At 62.7% G+C, this 15,220-nt stretch carries 17 protein-coding genes; 14 read left to right on the top strand and 3 right to left on the bottom strand.

The genetic code is table 11. The features are described from left to right. Positions 1-150: 150 nt before the first annotated feature. Entirely contained in the window at positions 151-699 is a 549-nt protein-coding gene (locus ACF8FG_RS24130) for a GNAT family N-acetyltransferase (RefSeq protein WP_019438579.1), read from the top strand. 28 nt (positions 700-727) lie between these two features. Here the strand turns inward: ACF8FG_RS24130 and ACF8FG_RS24125 are convergent, their stop codons facing one another. After that, on the bottom strand, positions 728-1,654 hold the full coding sequence (locus tag ACF8FG_RS24125; protein WP_019438580.1) for a universal stress protein: 927 nt from the start codon (positions 1,652-1,654) through the stop codon (positions 728-730). Positions 1,655-1,942: 288 nt separating this feature from the next. On the opposite strand from ACF8FG_RS24125, the gene ACF8FG_RS24120 reads away from it, so the two are divergent. Next, a complete protein-coding gene (locus tag ACF8FG_RS24120; RefSeq protein WP_026031945.1) occupies positions 1,943-2,191 on the top strand; it encodes a hypothetical protein in 249 nt (82 codons plus the stop codon). A gap of 2 nt (positions 2,192-2,193) precedes the next feature. Then, entirely contained in the window at positions 2,194-3,015 is an 822-nt protein-coding gene (gene fnrC, locus ACF8FG_RS24115; protein ID WP_019438582.1) for a Crp/Fnr family transcriptional regulator FnrC, read from the top strand. A 35-nt stretch (positions 3,016-3,050) separates the two neighbouring features. Here fnrC and paaX read toward each other — a convergent pair whose 3' ends face one another. Continuing rightward, a complete protein-coding gene (gene paaX / locus ACF8FG_RS24110) occupies positions 3,051-3,974 on the bottom strand; it encodes a phenylacetic acid degradation operon negative regulatory protein PaaX (RefSeq protein WP_076403081.1) in 924 nt (307 codons plus the stop codon). 77 nt (positions 3,975-4,051) lie between these two features. After that, positions 4,052-4,651 carry a phenylacetic acid degradation protein PaaY gene (gene paaY, locus ACF8FG_RS24105; RefSeq protein ID WP_014590938.1) on the bottom strand — a complete coding sequence of 200 codons (600 nt, stop codon included), beginning with the start codon at positions 4,649-4,651 and terminating at the stop codon, positions 4,052-4,054. A 346-nt stretch (positions 4,652-4,997) separates the two neighbouring features. Here paaY and paaF point away from each other — a divergent pair, with 346 nt between their 5' ends. The 11 genes from paaF to paaE all read left to right on the top strand — a co-directional run bounded on the left by paaF (position 4,998) and on the right by paaE (position 15,078). Beyond that, positions 4,998-5,771: a 2,3-dehydroadipyl-CoA hydratase PaaF gene (gene paaF / locus ACF8FG_RS24100; protein WP_318081769.1), complete on the top strand. Its 774-nt coding sequence runs from the start codon at positions 4,998-5,000 to the stop codon at positions 5,769-5,771. Positions 5,772-5,805: 34 nt separating this feature from the next. Continuing rightward, positions 5,806-6,597 (top strand): 2-(1,2-epoxy-1,2-dihydrophenyl)acetyl-CoA isomerase PaaG, encoded by a 792-nt coding sequence (gene paaG / locus ACF8FG_RS24095; RefSeq protein ID WP_014590940.1) that lies wholly within the window; start codon positions 5,806-5,808, stop codon positions 6,595-6,597. A 2-nt stretch (positions 6,598-6,599) separates the two neighbouring features. Then, a complete protein-coding gene (gene paaH, locus ACF8FG_RS24090; RefSeq protein WP_014590941.1) occupies positions 6,600-8,117 on the top strand; it encodes a 3-hydroxyacyl-CoA dehydrogenase PaaH in 1,518 nt (505 codons plus the stop codon). Further along, positions 8,110-8,550 (top strand): hydroxyphenylacetyl-CoA thioesterase PaaI, encoded by a 441-nt coding sequence (paaI, locus tag ACF8FG_RS24085; RefSeq protein WP_014590942.1) that lies wholly within the window; start codon positions 8,110-8,112, stop codon positions 8,548-8,550. The genes paaH and paaI overlap by 8 nt, the downstream gene beginning before the upstream one ends. Beyond that, entirely contained in the window at positions 8,543-9,763 is a 1,221-nt protein-coding gene (gene pcaF / locus ACF8FG_RS24080; protein ID WP_019438585.1) for a 3-oxoadipyl-CoA thiolase, read from the top strand. The genes paaI and pcaF overlap by 8 nt, the downstream gene beginning before the upstream one ends. 121 nt (positions 9,764-9,884) lie before the next feature. After that, on the top strand, positions 9,885-11,204 hold the full coding sequence (paaK, locus tag ACF8FG_RS24075) for a phenylacetate--CoA ligase PaaK (protein WP_026031946.1): 1,320 nt from the start codon (positions 9,885-9,887) through the stop codon (positions 11,202-11,204). Positions 11,205-11,402: 198 nt separating this feature from the next. Further along, positions 11,403-12,392 (top strand): 1,2-phenylacetyl-CoA epoxidase subunit PaaA, encoded by a 990-nt coding sequence (paaA, locus tag ACF8FG_RS24070; RefSeq protein WP_070383932.1) that lies wholly within the window; start codon positions 11,403-11,405, stop codon positions 12,390-12,392. 25 nt (positions 12,393-12,417) lie between these two features. Next, positions 12,418-12,699 carry a 1,2-phenylacetyl-CoA epoxidase subunit PaaB gene (paaB, locus tag ACF8FG_RS24065; RefSeq protein ID WP_004374528.1) on the top strand — a complete coding sequence of 94 codons (282 nt, stop codon included), beginning with the start codon at positions 12,418-12,420 and terminating at the stop codon, positions 12,697-12,699. A gap of 8 nt (positions 12,700-12,707) precedes the next feature. Then, entirely contained in the window at positions 12,708-13,466 is a 759-nt protein-coding gene (gene paaC / locus ACF8FG_RS24060; protein ID WP_014590945.1) for a 1,2-phenylacetyl-CoA epoxidase subunit PaaC, read from the top strand. Then, positions 13,453-13,986 (top strand): 1,2-phenylacetyl-CoA epoxidase subunit PaaD, encoded by a 534-nt coding sequence (paaD, locus tag ACF8FG_RS24055; RefSeq protein ID WP_014590946.1) that lies wholly within the window; start codon positions 13,453-13,455, stop codon positions 13,984-13,986. Before paaC ends, paaD begins: the two co-directional genes overlap by 14 nt. A gap of 15 nt (positions 13,987-14,001) precedes the next feature. Further along, positions 14,002-15,078 (top strand): 1,2-phenylacetyl-CoA epoxidase subunit PaaE, encoded by a 1,077-nt coding sequence (paaE, locus tag ACF8FG_RS24050; RefSeq protein ID WP_014590947.1) that lies wholly within the window; start codon positions 14,002-14,004, stop codon positions 15,076-15,078. Positions 15,079-15,220 lie beyond the last annotated feature (142 nt).

Genomic DNA, 15,220 nt, shown 5'->3' with positions numbered 1-15,220 from the left:
ATGCTGACGATATTCCGCGCGAAGGATCGCTGCTGCTTGATGCAGATCAGAAAACCGCTACCCAGCCTGAACTTGATGATTGTCAGAACCGAACCGGCCCGCCACGTTAAAACAGCTGCACCAGATACTGATCAGGCAACGGGAGGCGTCATGAACGGGCAGCAGAGAGCACAGCCACAGACCTGCGAACACTGGGTCGAAAACCTCGAGGACGGTTCGGCGGTGCTGATCCGCCCACTGCGCGAGGAGGACCGCGAACGGGACAAGCGTTTTCTGAGCACAATCGCATATAAATCACGGCGCTTTCGCTTCATTGCAGGACTCAGCGGTGGCTTGCCTAGCTTGGACACGCAAGACATGCCCGTTGACTATCACCAGCGCATGGCCTATGTCGCCTTGGTTCATGTAGATGGTCAATTGCAACAAATCGGCGTCAGCCGCTATGCAGGTATACCTGGCAGTCAGTGGTGCGAATGTGCAGTGGCGGTCAGCGAAGACTGGCAGCGCAAGGGGTTGGGCAAGCACCTGATGCAACACCTGATTGTAGCCGCACGACGCAATGGCTTTCAGTGCATGGTCTCCAGGGACCTGGCCAGCAACTATGCGATGCACCGGCTGGTCAAGGCACTGGGCTTCACCTCACGCTACCCGGGCGGCGATGTGACCGAGATCCTGCACGAACTTGACCTGCGGCTTTGAAAAACAAGGCCCTTGCGGGCCTTGTGCTTCAGCCTTTGGAGCGCTCTGGAGAAATCACCAGCACACTGCTGGACAACCGATGCATAACGCGCTCGGCAGTACTGCCGATGAACCAGCCGATGCCATGGTGGTGATAACTACCCATGACCAATACGTCGATATCATTGTTATCCATGAACATCGCCAGGGCCTTAGCCGGGTCGCCGATACGCATATGGCGGTGTTCGACGGCGATCCCGTTGCGTTCGGCAAGCGCCTGGAAGGCAGCGCTCTGAACGTCGTGCAAGGTCTGGGCCTGGTTCGAATCGAACAGGAACGAATGCTCCCGGCTGCCGCTGGCGTCCAGGTACATGGAACCCAAGTCGTAGGTGTACAGCAACTCGATCTGGGCATTGCACTGCAATGTCAGCTTCAGCGCTTCGCTGATGATCTGGTCGTTGAAACCTTCAAACTGATCCTCAGGCCTGGACAGGTCCACCGCCGCCAGAATCCTGCGTGGCAACGCATGGCTGGCCTTGTGTACCAAGTGCAAGGGTATTCGCGTTTCGCGCAGCAACTGGATATCCAGCGAGGTGAACATTGCGCGCATCCACCAAGGCTCATGCTCGAGCTCTTTGATCAGCATCGCAAACGGTTGCTCACGCAAGTGTATCAGGATCTCATCCAAGGGCTGCTGCACCCACACCACCTCGGTTGTGACGGTGACACCATTGCGCCGCATCGGCAACGCCTGGGTTTCCAGCCATTCACGGTGCTGCTGCACGTAACCGTCGCGCATCACTGCGAGCGCCTGGTCATTCACCAAGCCCGCCGTAGCCAGCCCTTCCACGTAGTCGAAAGCCACAATGTGCAGCGCCATCCCCTTGGCCTTGGCCAGCGCAGCAGCCCGGTCATAGACCGGGGTTCGGCGCATCAGGGGGGAGGCGATCAGCAGCAGTCTTTGCGGAGTTTCCATGGCACACCTCTGAGGTTGCGATACGTAGGTAAAGCATCTGCCACCTACGTGTTGCGAACTTGATGTTTATCAACTGGAGGCACCTACCGACCAATGGCATTGCCCATGGCGCAAGAAGTTGACGCGGATCAATACCTCGGGTCTTCCCCGGCGCACCCTGTACCCAGATCACCGCAACTTCAGGCCCCGCAGGCGTGCCATGGCGACCCCGCCCTGAGTTTCACCTGCGCTGCCGGCAGGGACGCCTTCATTCTGCATTGTCGACCGATACATGCTTTGGAGGCCCTGATGAACGTCTACGTCGAGAAGAACACAGGGCAGGGACGCTGTTGGGTACACATGGATGACTGGCGAGTGGGTTTCAGTACGGCTGCCGAAGCCGAGCGGTTTGTCGAACGGCTTACAAGCCGCCTCAAAGCCCCCCACTCGCGTGACATGCTGGCTGATTGGTCGCGCTATACCGGGGTGACCGTCGGGCTCGGTGCGCGTAATGGCGCAGGGGCCCAAGGCGGCCTGAAAAATGCGAAGGAGGCCTGAAAATGCCTGGCCAGCTTAAGGTCACCCTGCTCGACTCACCCAACGCATTGTCCAAGGCAAACCCGATTCACCTGAAACCGCTGGCGAACCACTGCATGGGTTGCCGGGTAAGCGGCCTGTGCCTCCCCACTGGTCTGCCGGTTGACGACAACAGCTGCCTGGGCGCGTTGATAGGCCCACGCATGCGCATTCGCAAGGGCGCTGCGCTGTTCAATGCCAACGATCCGCTGACCATGCTCTATGCCGTACGTTGCGGCAGTTTCAAGACCAGCCTGAACACCGCCGAGGGGCAAGGCGTGGTGATCAACTTCTGGATGCCGGGCGATGTACTCGGCCTCGATGCCATTGCCACAGAGCACCATGTCTGTGACGCCATTGCCCTGGAAGACAGCGAAGTCTGCCCCGTCCCCTATCGCCGCTTGCAAACCTTGGCGCGTGAGTTTCCAGACCTGCAGCAAAGCCTGAATCGCCTGATGAGCCGGGAGATCGTGCGTGAGCACGGGCGCGTGCTGATGCTGTGCAACCTCACAGCAGAACAGCGGCTGGCCAGCTTCCTGGTGGGGCTCTCCAGGCGCTTCGTCAGCCGCGGTTACTCTGCCCATGGCTTCATGTTGCGCATGTCTCGTGAAGACATGGCTTCGTACCTGGGGTTACGCCTGGAAACCGTGTGCCGATCCGTCGCCCGTCTGCGCGCGCTGGGTATCGTCGACCTGCATGGCAGGTTGGTAGAAATTCTCGATATGCCAGCACTCATGGCACTGGAACAAGGTGGCGGGGAATGTGAGGTCAAAGTCCCCCTGAAAGCACCCTGCTCGACGCCGTGAATGTTGGCCGCGGCGCTGTGAGGCGAGCACGCCCCTCAAGCCAACCCGCCAAAACGCTTGTAAAAACTCTCGCTCACGTCCGGCAATGGGCCATCTGCTGTCTCCAGCGCTGCATTCAACCATTCTTCGGCTTTGGCAAACACCAGTCGGTAGAGGTTACGGCACAACTGTCGCGCAGCCCTTCCCTCCCAGTCCCCTGGTAGCAGCTCATCGGGCAGTTGCGGATCGCGAAGCAGCAGGCGGCGGTACTCGTGAATCAGCAGCGTGCGCGCCAGGAAGCAATCTTGAGCATCCAGCAACGGCTGCTCTTTCAAACCTTGCCAAAGCGGCCTGAACAGCTGGATAAACTCGCTGTATTGCTGCCCGAGTTCGTCGATACGCCAGCTTTCCCGCACTTGGGCGCGCATCGCCTTGGACGCGAGTACCTCTTGGGTGTGGGTTTCGAAGACGATACTGTCGTCGCCGGCCTCAAGGTCACGCAAAGTGGCCACCAGGTCGGCACGGTCTGCCCGGGGGCAACCCAGCAGGTTCGGCGCCATGACACCAAACCCCTGCCACTCCAGCTCTTCACGCACCGCCTTGCGTTTACCCACCTCGAGTTGCGACAGCAACACCAGCGTCCAGGCCCCGTCCCAGGCTGGCTGGCTCGGGCTATAGACGCGCTTGAAGGCTTTTTCGAAACGCCGACGGCCAGTGCCTGTCAGGCTGTAGTAACTGCGTCGGCCAACCTTTTCTGCAGTGAGCCAACCTTCTTTGGTCAGGCGAAAGATCGACGTGCGAATCAGCCGTTCATTGATACCGATCGGTTCCAGCAGGTTGATCAGGCTACCGAGCCAGACTGTACCGCCGTGCGGCTCGATGGCATCGCCGTACAACGTGATGATCAGGGAACTGGCGCGGATCGGCGTCTGCTCCTGAAAGCGGGTGATCAAGTGGTTCAGTGGGGCGAGATTGCTCATGGGCGAACTGTGCGCGGATAAAGCACCGACTATACCTGTGCGGTGGGCCGCCTGGCCATTGCGTGTCGCTGCCAGGCTCATGCGCTCGCCTGGCCCTTGGGCCTGACCCCGGTGTCTTCCATGCGCGGGCGTCCCGGCTCTGCCTCGGCCAACGGTGGGCATTCGACCATGCTGTTCATGCAGCGCTGCGCCAGGTGCTGGTACTCCGCCGTCCCGCGCTGTTTCCAGGCCAGCTCCTGATCGGTCAGTGGGCGTTTGACCTGGGCTGGCGACCCCATCACCAGGCTCTGCGCCGCGCATTCGAAGCCAGCTTTGACGAAGGCTGTGGCCGCGACGATGCTGCGTGGTGCTACATGGGCGCCATCCATCACCACGGCGTTCATGCCGATCAATGAATCTTCGCCCACGCGACAGCCGTGCAGTACGGCGCCATGGCCGACATGCCCGTTACGTTCCACTACGGTGTCGCCCCCCGGGAAACCATGCATCACGCAGGTGTCCTGCAAGTTGGCGCCCTCCTCCAGCACGATGCGGCCGAAATCGCCCCTGAGCGATGCCAGCGGGCCAATGTAGCAGCGGGGGCCGACGATGACGTCGCCGATCAGGACTGCGCTGGGGTGCACGTAGGCTGTCGGGTGAACCACAGGCGTCAGGCCGTCCAGTCGATAGCAAGGCATGGCAACACTCTTGAAATGATTTGAGATGTCAGTCGATCTTGTATCAGAAGCTATTTGGTCGTCAATCGTGTATCACTTGGTTGGAGTTCATGCTGCAGGGCAAAAAATACCTTTTATTGCTAGAAAAAGCCTAGGTTAAACGATTCCTCTGCCAGCATCGCACTGGAGCTGTGATCACAGAAAAATAAAAAAGGGATACGCAAATACAATTTGAACCTTGCATAGATGTATCGCATGGAGCATATACTCGTCTCACCTGGTCGTGATCCCGCATTACGCCCCTGCAAACAATTCCAAAAAATGCCGGCCACGCGATGTGCCGTGCGTGCAGCCAGAGGAACCCGAGATGCCGCGATTTATCGATGTGCAGGCGCCCGAACATGGCGTTCAGCTCATTACCCTGCAACGGCCCGAGGCCTTGAATGCCCTGTGCACCGAGCTACTGGCAGAACTGGCTGCTGCGCTGCAGGCTGCCGGGAACGACGAGCATGTCCGTGCCACAGTGATTACCGGCAGCGCCAAGGCATTCGCCGCAGGCGCCGACATCCGCGAAATGGCTGATCGCGACCTGGTCGGCATCCTCAATGACCCGCGCGTAGCGCATTGGCAAAGCATCGGCGCATTCGCCAAACCGCTGATTGCTGCAGTCAACGGCTATGCCCTGGGTGGCGGTTGCGAACTGGCAATGTGCGCCGACATCGTCATCGCCAGTACCGACGCCCGTTTCGGCCAGCCGGAAATCAACCTTGGCATCATCCCCGGTGCTGGCGGCACCCAGCGCCTGTTACGTGCCGTCGGTAAGCCGTTGGCGATGCAGATGGTGCTGACGGGGGAAGCCATCACTGCCCACCGCGCCCAGCAGGCCGGCCTGGTCAGCGAAATCACCCAGCCCGAACTCACCGTAGAACGCGCCATGCAGGTTGCCCGCAGCATCGCCGCCAAAGCGCCACTGGCTGTGCGCCTGGCCAAGGAGGCGTTACTGAAGGCCGGTGATACCGACCTGGCCAGCGGCCTGCGCTTCGAGCGCCATGCCTTCACCCTGCTGGCGGGCACCGCCGACCGCGATGAAGGCATCCGCGCCTTCCAGGAAAAGCGCCAGGCCCGCTTCCAAGGGTGCTGAACTTCATTCTCTCGACTGACGGAGCGAGTCTGTCATGACTTTCCAGCACATCCTGTTTTCCATCGAGGACGGCGTTGCCTTCCTTTCATTGAACCGCCCCGAGCAGCTGAACAGCTTCAATACGGCCATGCACCTGGAGGTGCGCGAAGCGCTCAGGCAAGTGCGCCAGAGCAGTGACGCGCGGGTGTTGCTGCTGACGGCTGAAGGCCGCGGCTTCTGCGCCGGCCAGGACCTGTCTGACCGCAACGTTGCCCCAGGCGCCGAAATGCCAGACCTGGGCCAATCGATCGACAAGTTCTACAACCCGCTGGTACGTACCCTGCGCGACCTGCCTTTGCCGGTGATCTGTGCGGTCAACGGCGTGGCGGCCGGTGCCGGTGCCAACATTCCCTTGGCCTGCGACCTGGTGCTGGCCGCGCGCTCGGCCAGTTTCATCCAGGCCTTCTGCAAGATCGGCCTGGTGCCGGACTCCGGCGGTACCTGGCTGCTGCCGCGCTTGGTCGGCATGGCCCGGGCCAAGGCGCTGGCCATGCTGGGCGAGCGCCTTGGCGCCGAACAGGCCGAGCAATGGGGGCTGATCCACCGCGTGGTGGATGATGCGGCGCTGCGTGATGAAGCCCTCACCCTCGCCCGCCAGCTCGCCGCCCAGCCCACCTACGGCCTGGCACTGATCAAGCGCAGCCTCAACGCCAGTTTCGACAACGGTTTTGAGGCGCAGCTGGAGCTGGAGCGCGACCTGCAGCGCCTGGCCGGGCGCAGCGAGGACTACCGCGAAGGCGTAAGCGCCTTCATGAACAAACGCACGCCAGCCTTCAAGGGGCGCTGAACATGGGCGCACTCGCAAGCAATGTGCAGGTGGCGGTGATCGGTGCCGGTGCCATGGGCGCCGGTATCGCCCAGGTCGCGGCCCAGGCCGGCCACCCCGTCAAGCTCTACGACAACCGCCCGGGTGCTGCCGCCCAGGCGGTGACGGGTATCGATCGCCACCTGGCCCGGCTGGTGGACAAAGGAAAGTTGCTGGCCGCTGAACGCGAAGCGATCAATGCCCGCCTGTGCCCCGTCGATACACTCGAAGCCTTGGCTGATGCCGGCCTGGTCATTGAAGCCATCGTCGAAAACCTGCAGGTGAAGCAAGCGTTGTTCAGTCAGCTCGAAACCCTGTGCGCAGCCGACTGTATCCTTGCCAGCAACACTTCGTCACTGTCCATCACCAGCCTTGCGGCAGGCCTTGAACGCCCGCAGCACGTGGTCGGTATGCACTTCTTCAACCCGGCACCGCTGATGGCGCTGGTCGAGGTGGTGTCGGGCCTGGCAACCGACCCGGCAGTGGCCGCACGCATCTACGCCACGGCCCAGGTCTGGGGCAAGCAGCCGGTCCATGCGCGCTCTACACCCGGTTTCATCGTCAACCGGGTAGCGCGGCCGTTCTATGCCGAAAGCCTGCGCCTGCTACAGGAAGGTGCCGCCGACTGCGCCAGCCTGGATGCGCTGATGCGTGACGCGGGTGGCTTCCGCATGGGGGCGTTCGAGCTGACCGACCTGATTGGCCATGACGTCAATTACGCTGTTACCTGTTCCGTATTCGATGCTTTCTATGGCGATTTCCGCTTCCAGCCTTCGCTGGTGCAGAAGGAACTGGTGGACGCCGGCCGCCTGGGTCGCAAGACCGGCCAAGGCTTCTATCGCTATGCCGAAGGCGTCGAGCGCCCGCAGCCGGCCGAACTGCACAGCTCCGCCTGCGCAGAGGCCTGCGTTGTCGAGGGCAACCTGGGGGTGATGCAGCCGCTGGTCGAGCGCCTGCGCCAAAGCGGCATTGCCGTGACCCAGCGCGCCGGTAGTGGCCTGATCCAGGTGGGCGACGCCACCCTGGCCCTGTCCGACGGCCGGCTGGCCAGCCAACGTGCCCGTGAGGACGGGCTGCGCAACCTGGTGCTGCTCGACCTTGCGCTGGACTACAGCAGCGCCACCCGCCTTGCCATCAGCTGGTCCGCCGATACCACTGACAGCGCCCGCGACCAAGCCGTAGCCCTGCTGCAGCGTGCCGGCCTGAAAGTGACCGGTGTCGCCGACCTGCCCGGCCTGGTGGTACTGCGCACCGTGGCAATGCTTGCCAACGAGGCCGCCGATGCGGTGCTCCAGGGCGTCGGCAGTGCCGCCGACATCGACCTGGCCATGCGCGCCGGCGTCAACTACCCCCGTGGCCCGCTGGCCTGGGCCGCAGACATCGGCCTTGCCCACACCCTGGCCGTGCTCGACAACCTGCAGCGCAGCTATGGCGAAAGCCGCTACCGCCCTTCCCTGTTGTTGCGCCGCTGTGAAGCCAAAGGAGGCACCCTGCATGACTGAAGTGGAACTGGCACAAGCCTGTGCCGACGCCATGTACGCCCGCGACCCGGCCACCCAGGGCCTGGGCATTACCCTGCTGGATGCCGGCCCAGGTCGGGCCAGCCTGCGCATGCCGGTGCGTGCCGACATGATCCAGGGGCATGGCACCTGCCATGGCGGTTTCCTGTTCGCGTTGGCCGATTCGGCGTTCGCCTTCGCCTGCAATAGCTACGACCAGGCCACGGTGGCGCTGGGTTGCAGCATCGACTACCTGGCCCCGGCGCTGCGCGATGACGTGCTCACCGCCCACGCCAGCGAAGTCAGCCGCAAAGGCCGCACCGGCCTGTATGACGTGCGCATCGACAACCAGCGCGGTGAATTGGTGGCGATGTTCCATGGCAAATCCTACAAAGTGCGCGGCACCGTGCTGGCGCAGGAGACGCAAGATGAATGAACCGACCCACGCCGATGCCTTGATCATCGACGCCGTGCGCACCCCCATTGGCCGCTATGCCGGGGCCCTGAGCAGCGTGCGCGCCGACGACCTGGCGGCCATCCCGCTCAAAGCCTTGATCCAGCGCCACCCCGAACTGGACTGGAAGGCCATTGATGACGTCATCTTCGGCTGCGCCAACCAGGCCGGCGAGGACAACCGCAACGTGGCTCACATGGCGAGCCTGCTGGCCGGGCTGCCGGTCGAAGTACCAGGGACCACGATCAACCGCCTGTGCGGTTCCGGCCTGGATGCCATTGGCAATGCGGCACGTGCCCTGCGTTGTGGTGAAGCAGGGCTCATGCTGGCCGGTGGTGTGGAGTCCATGTCGCGTGCGCCGTTTGTGATGGGTAAGTCGGAGCAGGCATTCGGGCGTGCGGCCGAGCTGTTCGACACCACCATCGGCTGGCGTTTCGTCAACCCGCTGATGAAGGCCGCCTACGGCATCGATTCGATGCCGGAAACCGCCGAAAACGTGGCCGAGCAGTTCGGCATCTCCCGCGCCGACCAGGATGCCTTTGCCCTGCGCAGCCAGCACAAGGCCGCAGCCGCTCAGGCCCGCGGCCGCCTGGCGAGGGAAATCGTGTCGGTCGAAATCCCGCAACGCAAAGGCCCTGCCAAAGTGGTCGAGCATGACGAGCACCCGCGCGGCGACACCACGCTGGAGCAGCTGGCTCGGCTCGGGACGCCGTTTCGTGAAGGCGGCAGCGTAACGGCGGGTAATGCCTCCGGCGTGAATGACGGCGCTTGCGCCCTACTGCTGGCCAGCAGCGCCGCGGCCCGCCGCCATGGCCTGAAGGCGCGCGGCCGCATCGTCGGCATGGCTGTGGCCGGGGTGGAGCCCAGGCTGATGGGCATTGGTCCGGTGCCTGCGACCCGCAAGGTGCTGGCGCTCACCGGCCTGGCGCTGGATGACATGGATGTCATCGAACTTAACGAGGCCTTTGCCGCCCAGGGGCTGGCCGTGTTGCGCGAGCTGGGCCTGGCTGACGACGACTCACGAGTCAACCGCAACGGCGGCGCCATCGCCCTGGGCCATCCCTTGGGCATGAGCGGTGCCCGGTTGGTGACCACTGCCTTGCACGAGCTTGAAGAAACGGCCGGCCGCTACGCCCTGTGCACCATGTGCATTGGCGTAGGCCAAGGCATCGCCATGATCATCGAGCGCCTCTGAGCGGTTCAGACCCTGCGCTTGTTACCGAACTGAACGCAGCCGTATATGCTGCCTCCATGACACTCACCGCGTGGCCTGCAACCGCTGGCGCGCGGCGTACAAGAACAATTCGAGTGAAGCCATGAACATGTACCATGATGCCGATCGTGCCCTGCTGGACCCGATGGAAACCGCCAGCGTCGATGCCCTGCGCCAGCACCAGCTGGAGCGTCTGCGCTGGAGCCTGAAGCACGCCTACGACAATGTGCCGTTGTACCGCCAGCGCTTTGCCGAGTACGGCACCCACCCTGATGACCTCAAGTGCCTGGAAGACCTGGCGAAGTTCCCCTTCACCGGCAAGAACGACCTGCGCGACAACTACCCCTACGGCATGTTTGCCGTGCCCCAGGAAGAAGTGGTGCGCCTGCATGCCTCCAGTGGCACCACCGGAAAGCCGACCGTGGTCGGCTACACCCAGAACGATATCGACACCTGGGCCAATGTGGTTGCCCGTTCGATTCGTGCGGCCGGCGGGCGCAAAGGTGACAAGGTGCATGTGTCCTACGGCTACGGGCTGTTCACCGGCGGGCTCGGCGCGCACTACGGTGCCGAACGCCTGGGCTGCACCGTGATCCCCATGTCCGGTGGCCAGACCGAAAAGCAAGTGCAGCTGATTCGCGACTTCCAGCCCGACATCATCATGGTCACCCCGTCCTACATGCTCAACCTGGCTGATGAAATCGAGCGCCAGGGCATCGACCCGCACGACCTCAAGCTGCGCCTGGGCATTTTTGGTGCCGAGCCGTGGACCGACGAGCTGCGCCGTTCAATTGAGCAGCGTCTGGGCATCAATGCCCTCGATATCTACGGCCTTTCGGAGATCATGGGGCCCGGGGTGGCAATGGAGTGCATAGAGACCAAGGACGGCCCGACCATCTGGGAAGACCACTTCTATCCCGAGATCATCGACCCTGCTACCGGTGAAGTGCTGCCGGATGGCCAACTGGGCGAGCTGGTATTCACCTCGCTCAGCAAGGAGGCATTGCCGATGGTGCGCTACCGCACCCGCGACCTCACCCGGCTGCTGCCGGGCACCGCTCGGCCGATGCGGCGGATCGGCAAGATCACCGGCCGCAGTGATGACATGCTGATCATTCGCGGGGTCAATGTGTTCCCGACTCAGATCGAGGAGCAGGTCCTAAAAATAAAACAGCTTTCTGAGCTATATGAGATTCATCTGTATCGCAATGGAAATCTGGACAGTGTCCAGGTGCACGTGGAGCTGCGCGCAGAGTGCCAGTACCTTGACGAAGGTCAGCGCAAGCTGGTTGTCGGGGAGTTGAGCAAACAGATCAAGACCTACATCGGCATCAGCACCCAGGTGCACCTGCAGCCCTGCGGCACGCTCAAGCGCTCAGAGGGCAAGGCTTGCCACGTGTTCGACAAACGGTTGGCCAGCTGACCCATTCGGCTGCCATTTCGGCCCCGGCATTGTCCGGGGCCTTTTTTTGCCTGCGTTCCGCCGGGCAAACGCTGCTGCGCGACAGCCCTCTTGGCTGTCAACGTGATACACAAATCTTACTTGATACACATAAATGTGTTTGACGTTATCTTTTGTATCGCTTACAAATGACTCATGCCTTAGCAGGAGTCGCAGCACATGTACGCACAGCTAGTGGAAACCGGAGTCAAGCGCATCAAGTCGCTGGAAGAGATGTCCCCCGAGGAACGCAACTTCCAGGAAAAGATCGATGCCGAAATCAAGATCGAAGCCAAGAACTGGATGCCCGAGGCCTATCGCCAGACCCTCATCCGGCAGATCTCCCAGCACGCCCACTCTGAAATCGTCGGCATGCTGCCCGAAGGCAACTGGGTCACCCGTGCCCCCAGCCTCAAGCGCAAACTGCAGCTGATGGCCAAGATTCAGGACGAAGCCGGCCACGGCCTGTACCTGTACAGCGCCATGGAAACCCTGGGGGCTGACCGCGACGAAGAAATCGCCAAACTGCACAGCGGCAGGGCCAAGTACTCGAGCATCTTCAACTACCCCACCCTCAGCTGGGCCGACATGGGTGCTGTGGGCTGGCTGGTGGATGGCGCCGCCATCGTCAACCAGGTGGTACTGCAGCGCACCTCTTACGGCCCCTACTCCCGCGCCATGATCCGGATCTGCAAGGAAGAGAGCTTCCACCAGCGCCAGGGCTACGAAATGCTGCTGACCATGATGCGCCAGGGTACTCAAGCCCAGCGCGACATGGTTCAGGACGCCATCAACCGCCTTTGGTGGCCAGCGCTGATGATGTTCGGCCCGAGCGATGAACACTCGCCCAACAGCGCCCAGTCGATGGCCTGGAAGATCAAGCGCCAGACCAACGACGAACTGCGCCAGCGCTTCATCGACCAGACCGTGCCGCAGCTGGAACTGCTTGGCTGCACTGCGCCTGACCCTGAGCTGAAGTGGAACGCCGAGCGCGGCCACTACGACTTCGGCGAAATCCAGTGGGACGAGTTCTACGAAGTGATCAAGGGCAATGGCCCGTGCAACCTGGAACGTGTCGCCACCCGGCGCAAGGCCATCGAGGATGGCGCCTGGGTACGCGAGGCCGCCGTGGCCTATGCGCGCAAGCAACAGAACAAGAACGCCGCCTGAGCGGCGATTGATGCGGAGATCGAAAATGTCTGTCTGGACCCTCTACGAAGTGTTCGTGCGCAGCAAGCACGGCCTTAACCACAAGCATGTCGGCAGCGTGCACGCCGCCGATGCCGCCATGGCCATCGAGAACGCCCGCGAGCTCTACACCCGCCGTAGCGAAGGTGTGAGCCTGTGGGTGGTGCCTTCGGCGCTGATCACCGCCTCCTCCCCCGACGAGAAAGACCCGCTGTTCGCCCCCTCGGACGACAAGGTCTATCGCCATGCCAGCTTCTACGAGCTGCCCGACGAAGTCGGACACATGTGAGGTGGGCCATGCATAAAGAAGCCCTAATCCCCTACCTGCTGTTGCTCGGCGACAGCGCCCTGGTCCAGGGCCAGCGCCTCTGCGAATGGTGTGGCCGCGCCCCGGCCATCGAGGAAGAGCTGGCCCTGATGAACGTCGGCCTCGATCTGGTCGGCCAGGCCCGCAACTGGCTGGAGTATGCCGCCGAGCTGCTCGACGATGGCCGAGATGCCGATGCCCTGGCGTTCCGCCGTGACGAGCGCGCCTACCGCAACCTGCTGCTGGTCGAGCAACCCAACGGTGATTTTGCCGTGACCATGACCAAGCAGTTCCTTTACGACGCGTGGCACTTCGCTGTGCTGCAGGGGCTGGTCGAGTCCAGCGACGCGCGAATCGCCGGTATTGCCGCCAAGGCCCTGAAGGAAGTCACCTACCACCTGCGCCGGTCCAGCGAATGGGTACAACGTCTGGGCGGTGGTACCGATGCCAGCCGCCAGCGCATGCTCGCCGCTATCCCGGCACTGTGGCGCTTCACCGTTGAACTGACTGCTGCCAGCGACAACGAAGTCCGTCTGGCCGAATGCGGTATCGGCGCCGATCCAGCTACCGTCGGCGCCACCTGGCTGAAGCAGGTCACCGCGACGTTTGCTTCGGTCGAACTGCCGCTGCCCAAGGCCGCCAGCCACTTCTACCTGGATGGCCGCAAAGGCGTGCACACCGAGCATCTGGGCCTGCTGCTGGCCGAAATGCAGTTCCTGCCAAGGGCCTACCCCGATGCAACCTGGTGAACTGATTGCCGGCGACCGCGGCGCGCGGGCACAGCAAGGCGACGACCTGGCTCGCGCCTGGGCGGTATTGGGCCAGGTCATGGACCCTGAAGTGCCGGTGGTCAGCGTGGTCGACCTGGGGATCGTGCGCGACGTCGACTGGCGCGCCGGCCACCTGCACCTGGTGGTCACCCCGACCTACTCTGGCTGCCCGGCCACCGAGGTGATCGAGGGGGATATCCGCCAGGCGCTGGAACAGGCCGGTTTCACCGCGCCAGACCTGGAGCGCCGGCTGACCCCGGCCTGGAGCACCGACTGGATCAGCGAACTGGGCCGCGAGCGCCTGCGCGCTTATGGCATTGCGCCGCCGCAAGGCAGCGCCAGCAAGCGCAGCCTGCTCGGTGAACCGCCCCAGGTGTGCTGCCCGCAATGCGGCAGCGCCCATACCGAATTGCTCAGCCAGTTCGGCTCCACGGCCTGCAAGGCGCTGTACCGCTGCCGCGAGTGCCTGGAGCCATTCGACTATTTCAAATGCATTTGAGCCGTGGAGACCACCATGAGCCAGTTTCACAGCCTGACCATCAAGCAAGTGCGCAATGAGACCCGTGATGCGGTATCGATTGCCTTCGATGTGCCCGAGCACCTGCAGGACCAGTTCCGCTTCACTCAGGGCCAGTACCTGGTCATGCGTACCCAGCTGGACAACGAAGAAGTCCGCCGCTCCTACTCCATCTGTAGCGCCGTACAGGACCGCGAACTGCGCGTGGCCGTCAAGCGCGTACCCGGCGGGCGCTTCTCGGCGTTTGCCAATGAAGTGCTCAAGGCCGGTCAGCAGCTGGAAGTGATGCCGCCATCGGGTAGCTTCTTCGTACCTCTGGACCCGGCTCGCCAGGGTAACTATCTGGGGGTAGCTGCCGGCAGCGGCATCACCCCGATACTGTCGATCATCGCCACTACGCTGGCCAGCGAACCGCACAGCCGTTTCACCTTGCTGTATGGCAACCGCTCCAGTTCGGGGGCACTGTTCCGCGACAAGCTCGAAGACCTGAAAAACCGTTACCTCGACCGCTTGAACCTGATTTTCGTGTTCAGCCGTGAACAGCAGGATGTCGACCTGTACAACGGCCGCATCGACGCCGACAAATGCGGCCAGCTGTTTTCGCGCTGGCTGGACGTTGCCGGCCTGGACGCGGCGTTCATCTGCGGCCCGCAGGCGATGACCGAGACCGTGCGTGACAGCCTGCAGGCCAACGGCATGGCCAAGGAACGCATTCACTTCGAGCTGTTCGCCGCCGCCGGCAGCGAGGCCCGCCGCGAAGCCCGTGAGGCGGCACGCCAGGTGGATTCGGCGCTTAGCCATATCACCGTGATCAGCGACGGCCGGGCACTGAGCTTCGACCTGCCGCGCAACACCCAGAACGTGCTGGACGCCGGCAACGCCATTGGCGCCGAGCTGCCCTACTCGTGCAAGGCCGGCGTGTGCTCCACCTGCAAGTGCCGAGTGATCGAGGGCGAAGTGGAGATGGACAGCAACCATGCCCTCGAAGACTACGAAGTAGCGGCCGGGTATGTGCTGTCGTGCCAGACCTACCCGGTGAGTGACAAGGTGGTGCTTGACTTCGACCAGCTGTAGACCGAGGCGACTGCTTCGCGGGTAAACCCGCTCCTACAGGGCCTGCGCAGGGCCTTAGAGCAGCATCCTTACCTGCGAAGAAGGCCTAAGCAACAACGCAATACCCCGCGTGACCTCAACAAAACAATTACAACACCCAGAG

Origin of the sequence: Pseudomonas sp. YQ_6, assembly GCF_043103245.1 — a bacterium.
In the GTDB taxonomy this organism is placed as follows: domain Bacteria; phylum Pseudomonadota; class Gammaproteobacteria; order Pseudomonadales; family Pseudomonadaceae; genus Aquipseudomonas; species Aquipseudomonas alloputida.
The sequence above is the reverse complement of the archived record's forward strand: the minus strand, read 5'-3'. Positions and strand labels throughout refer to the sequence as shown.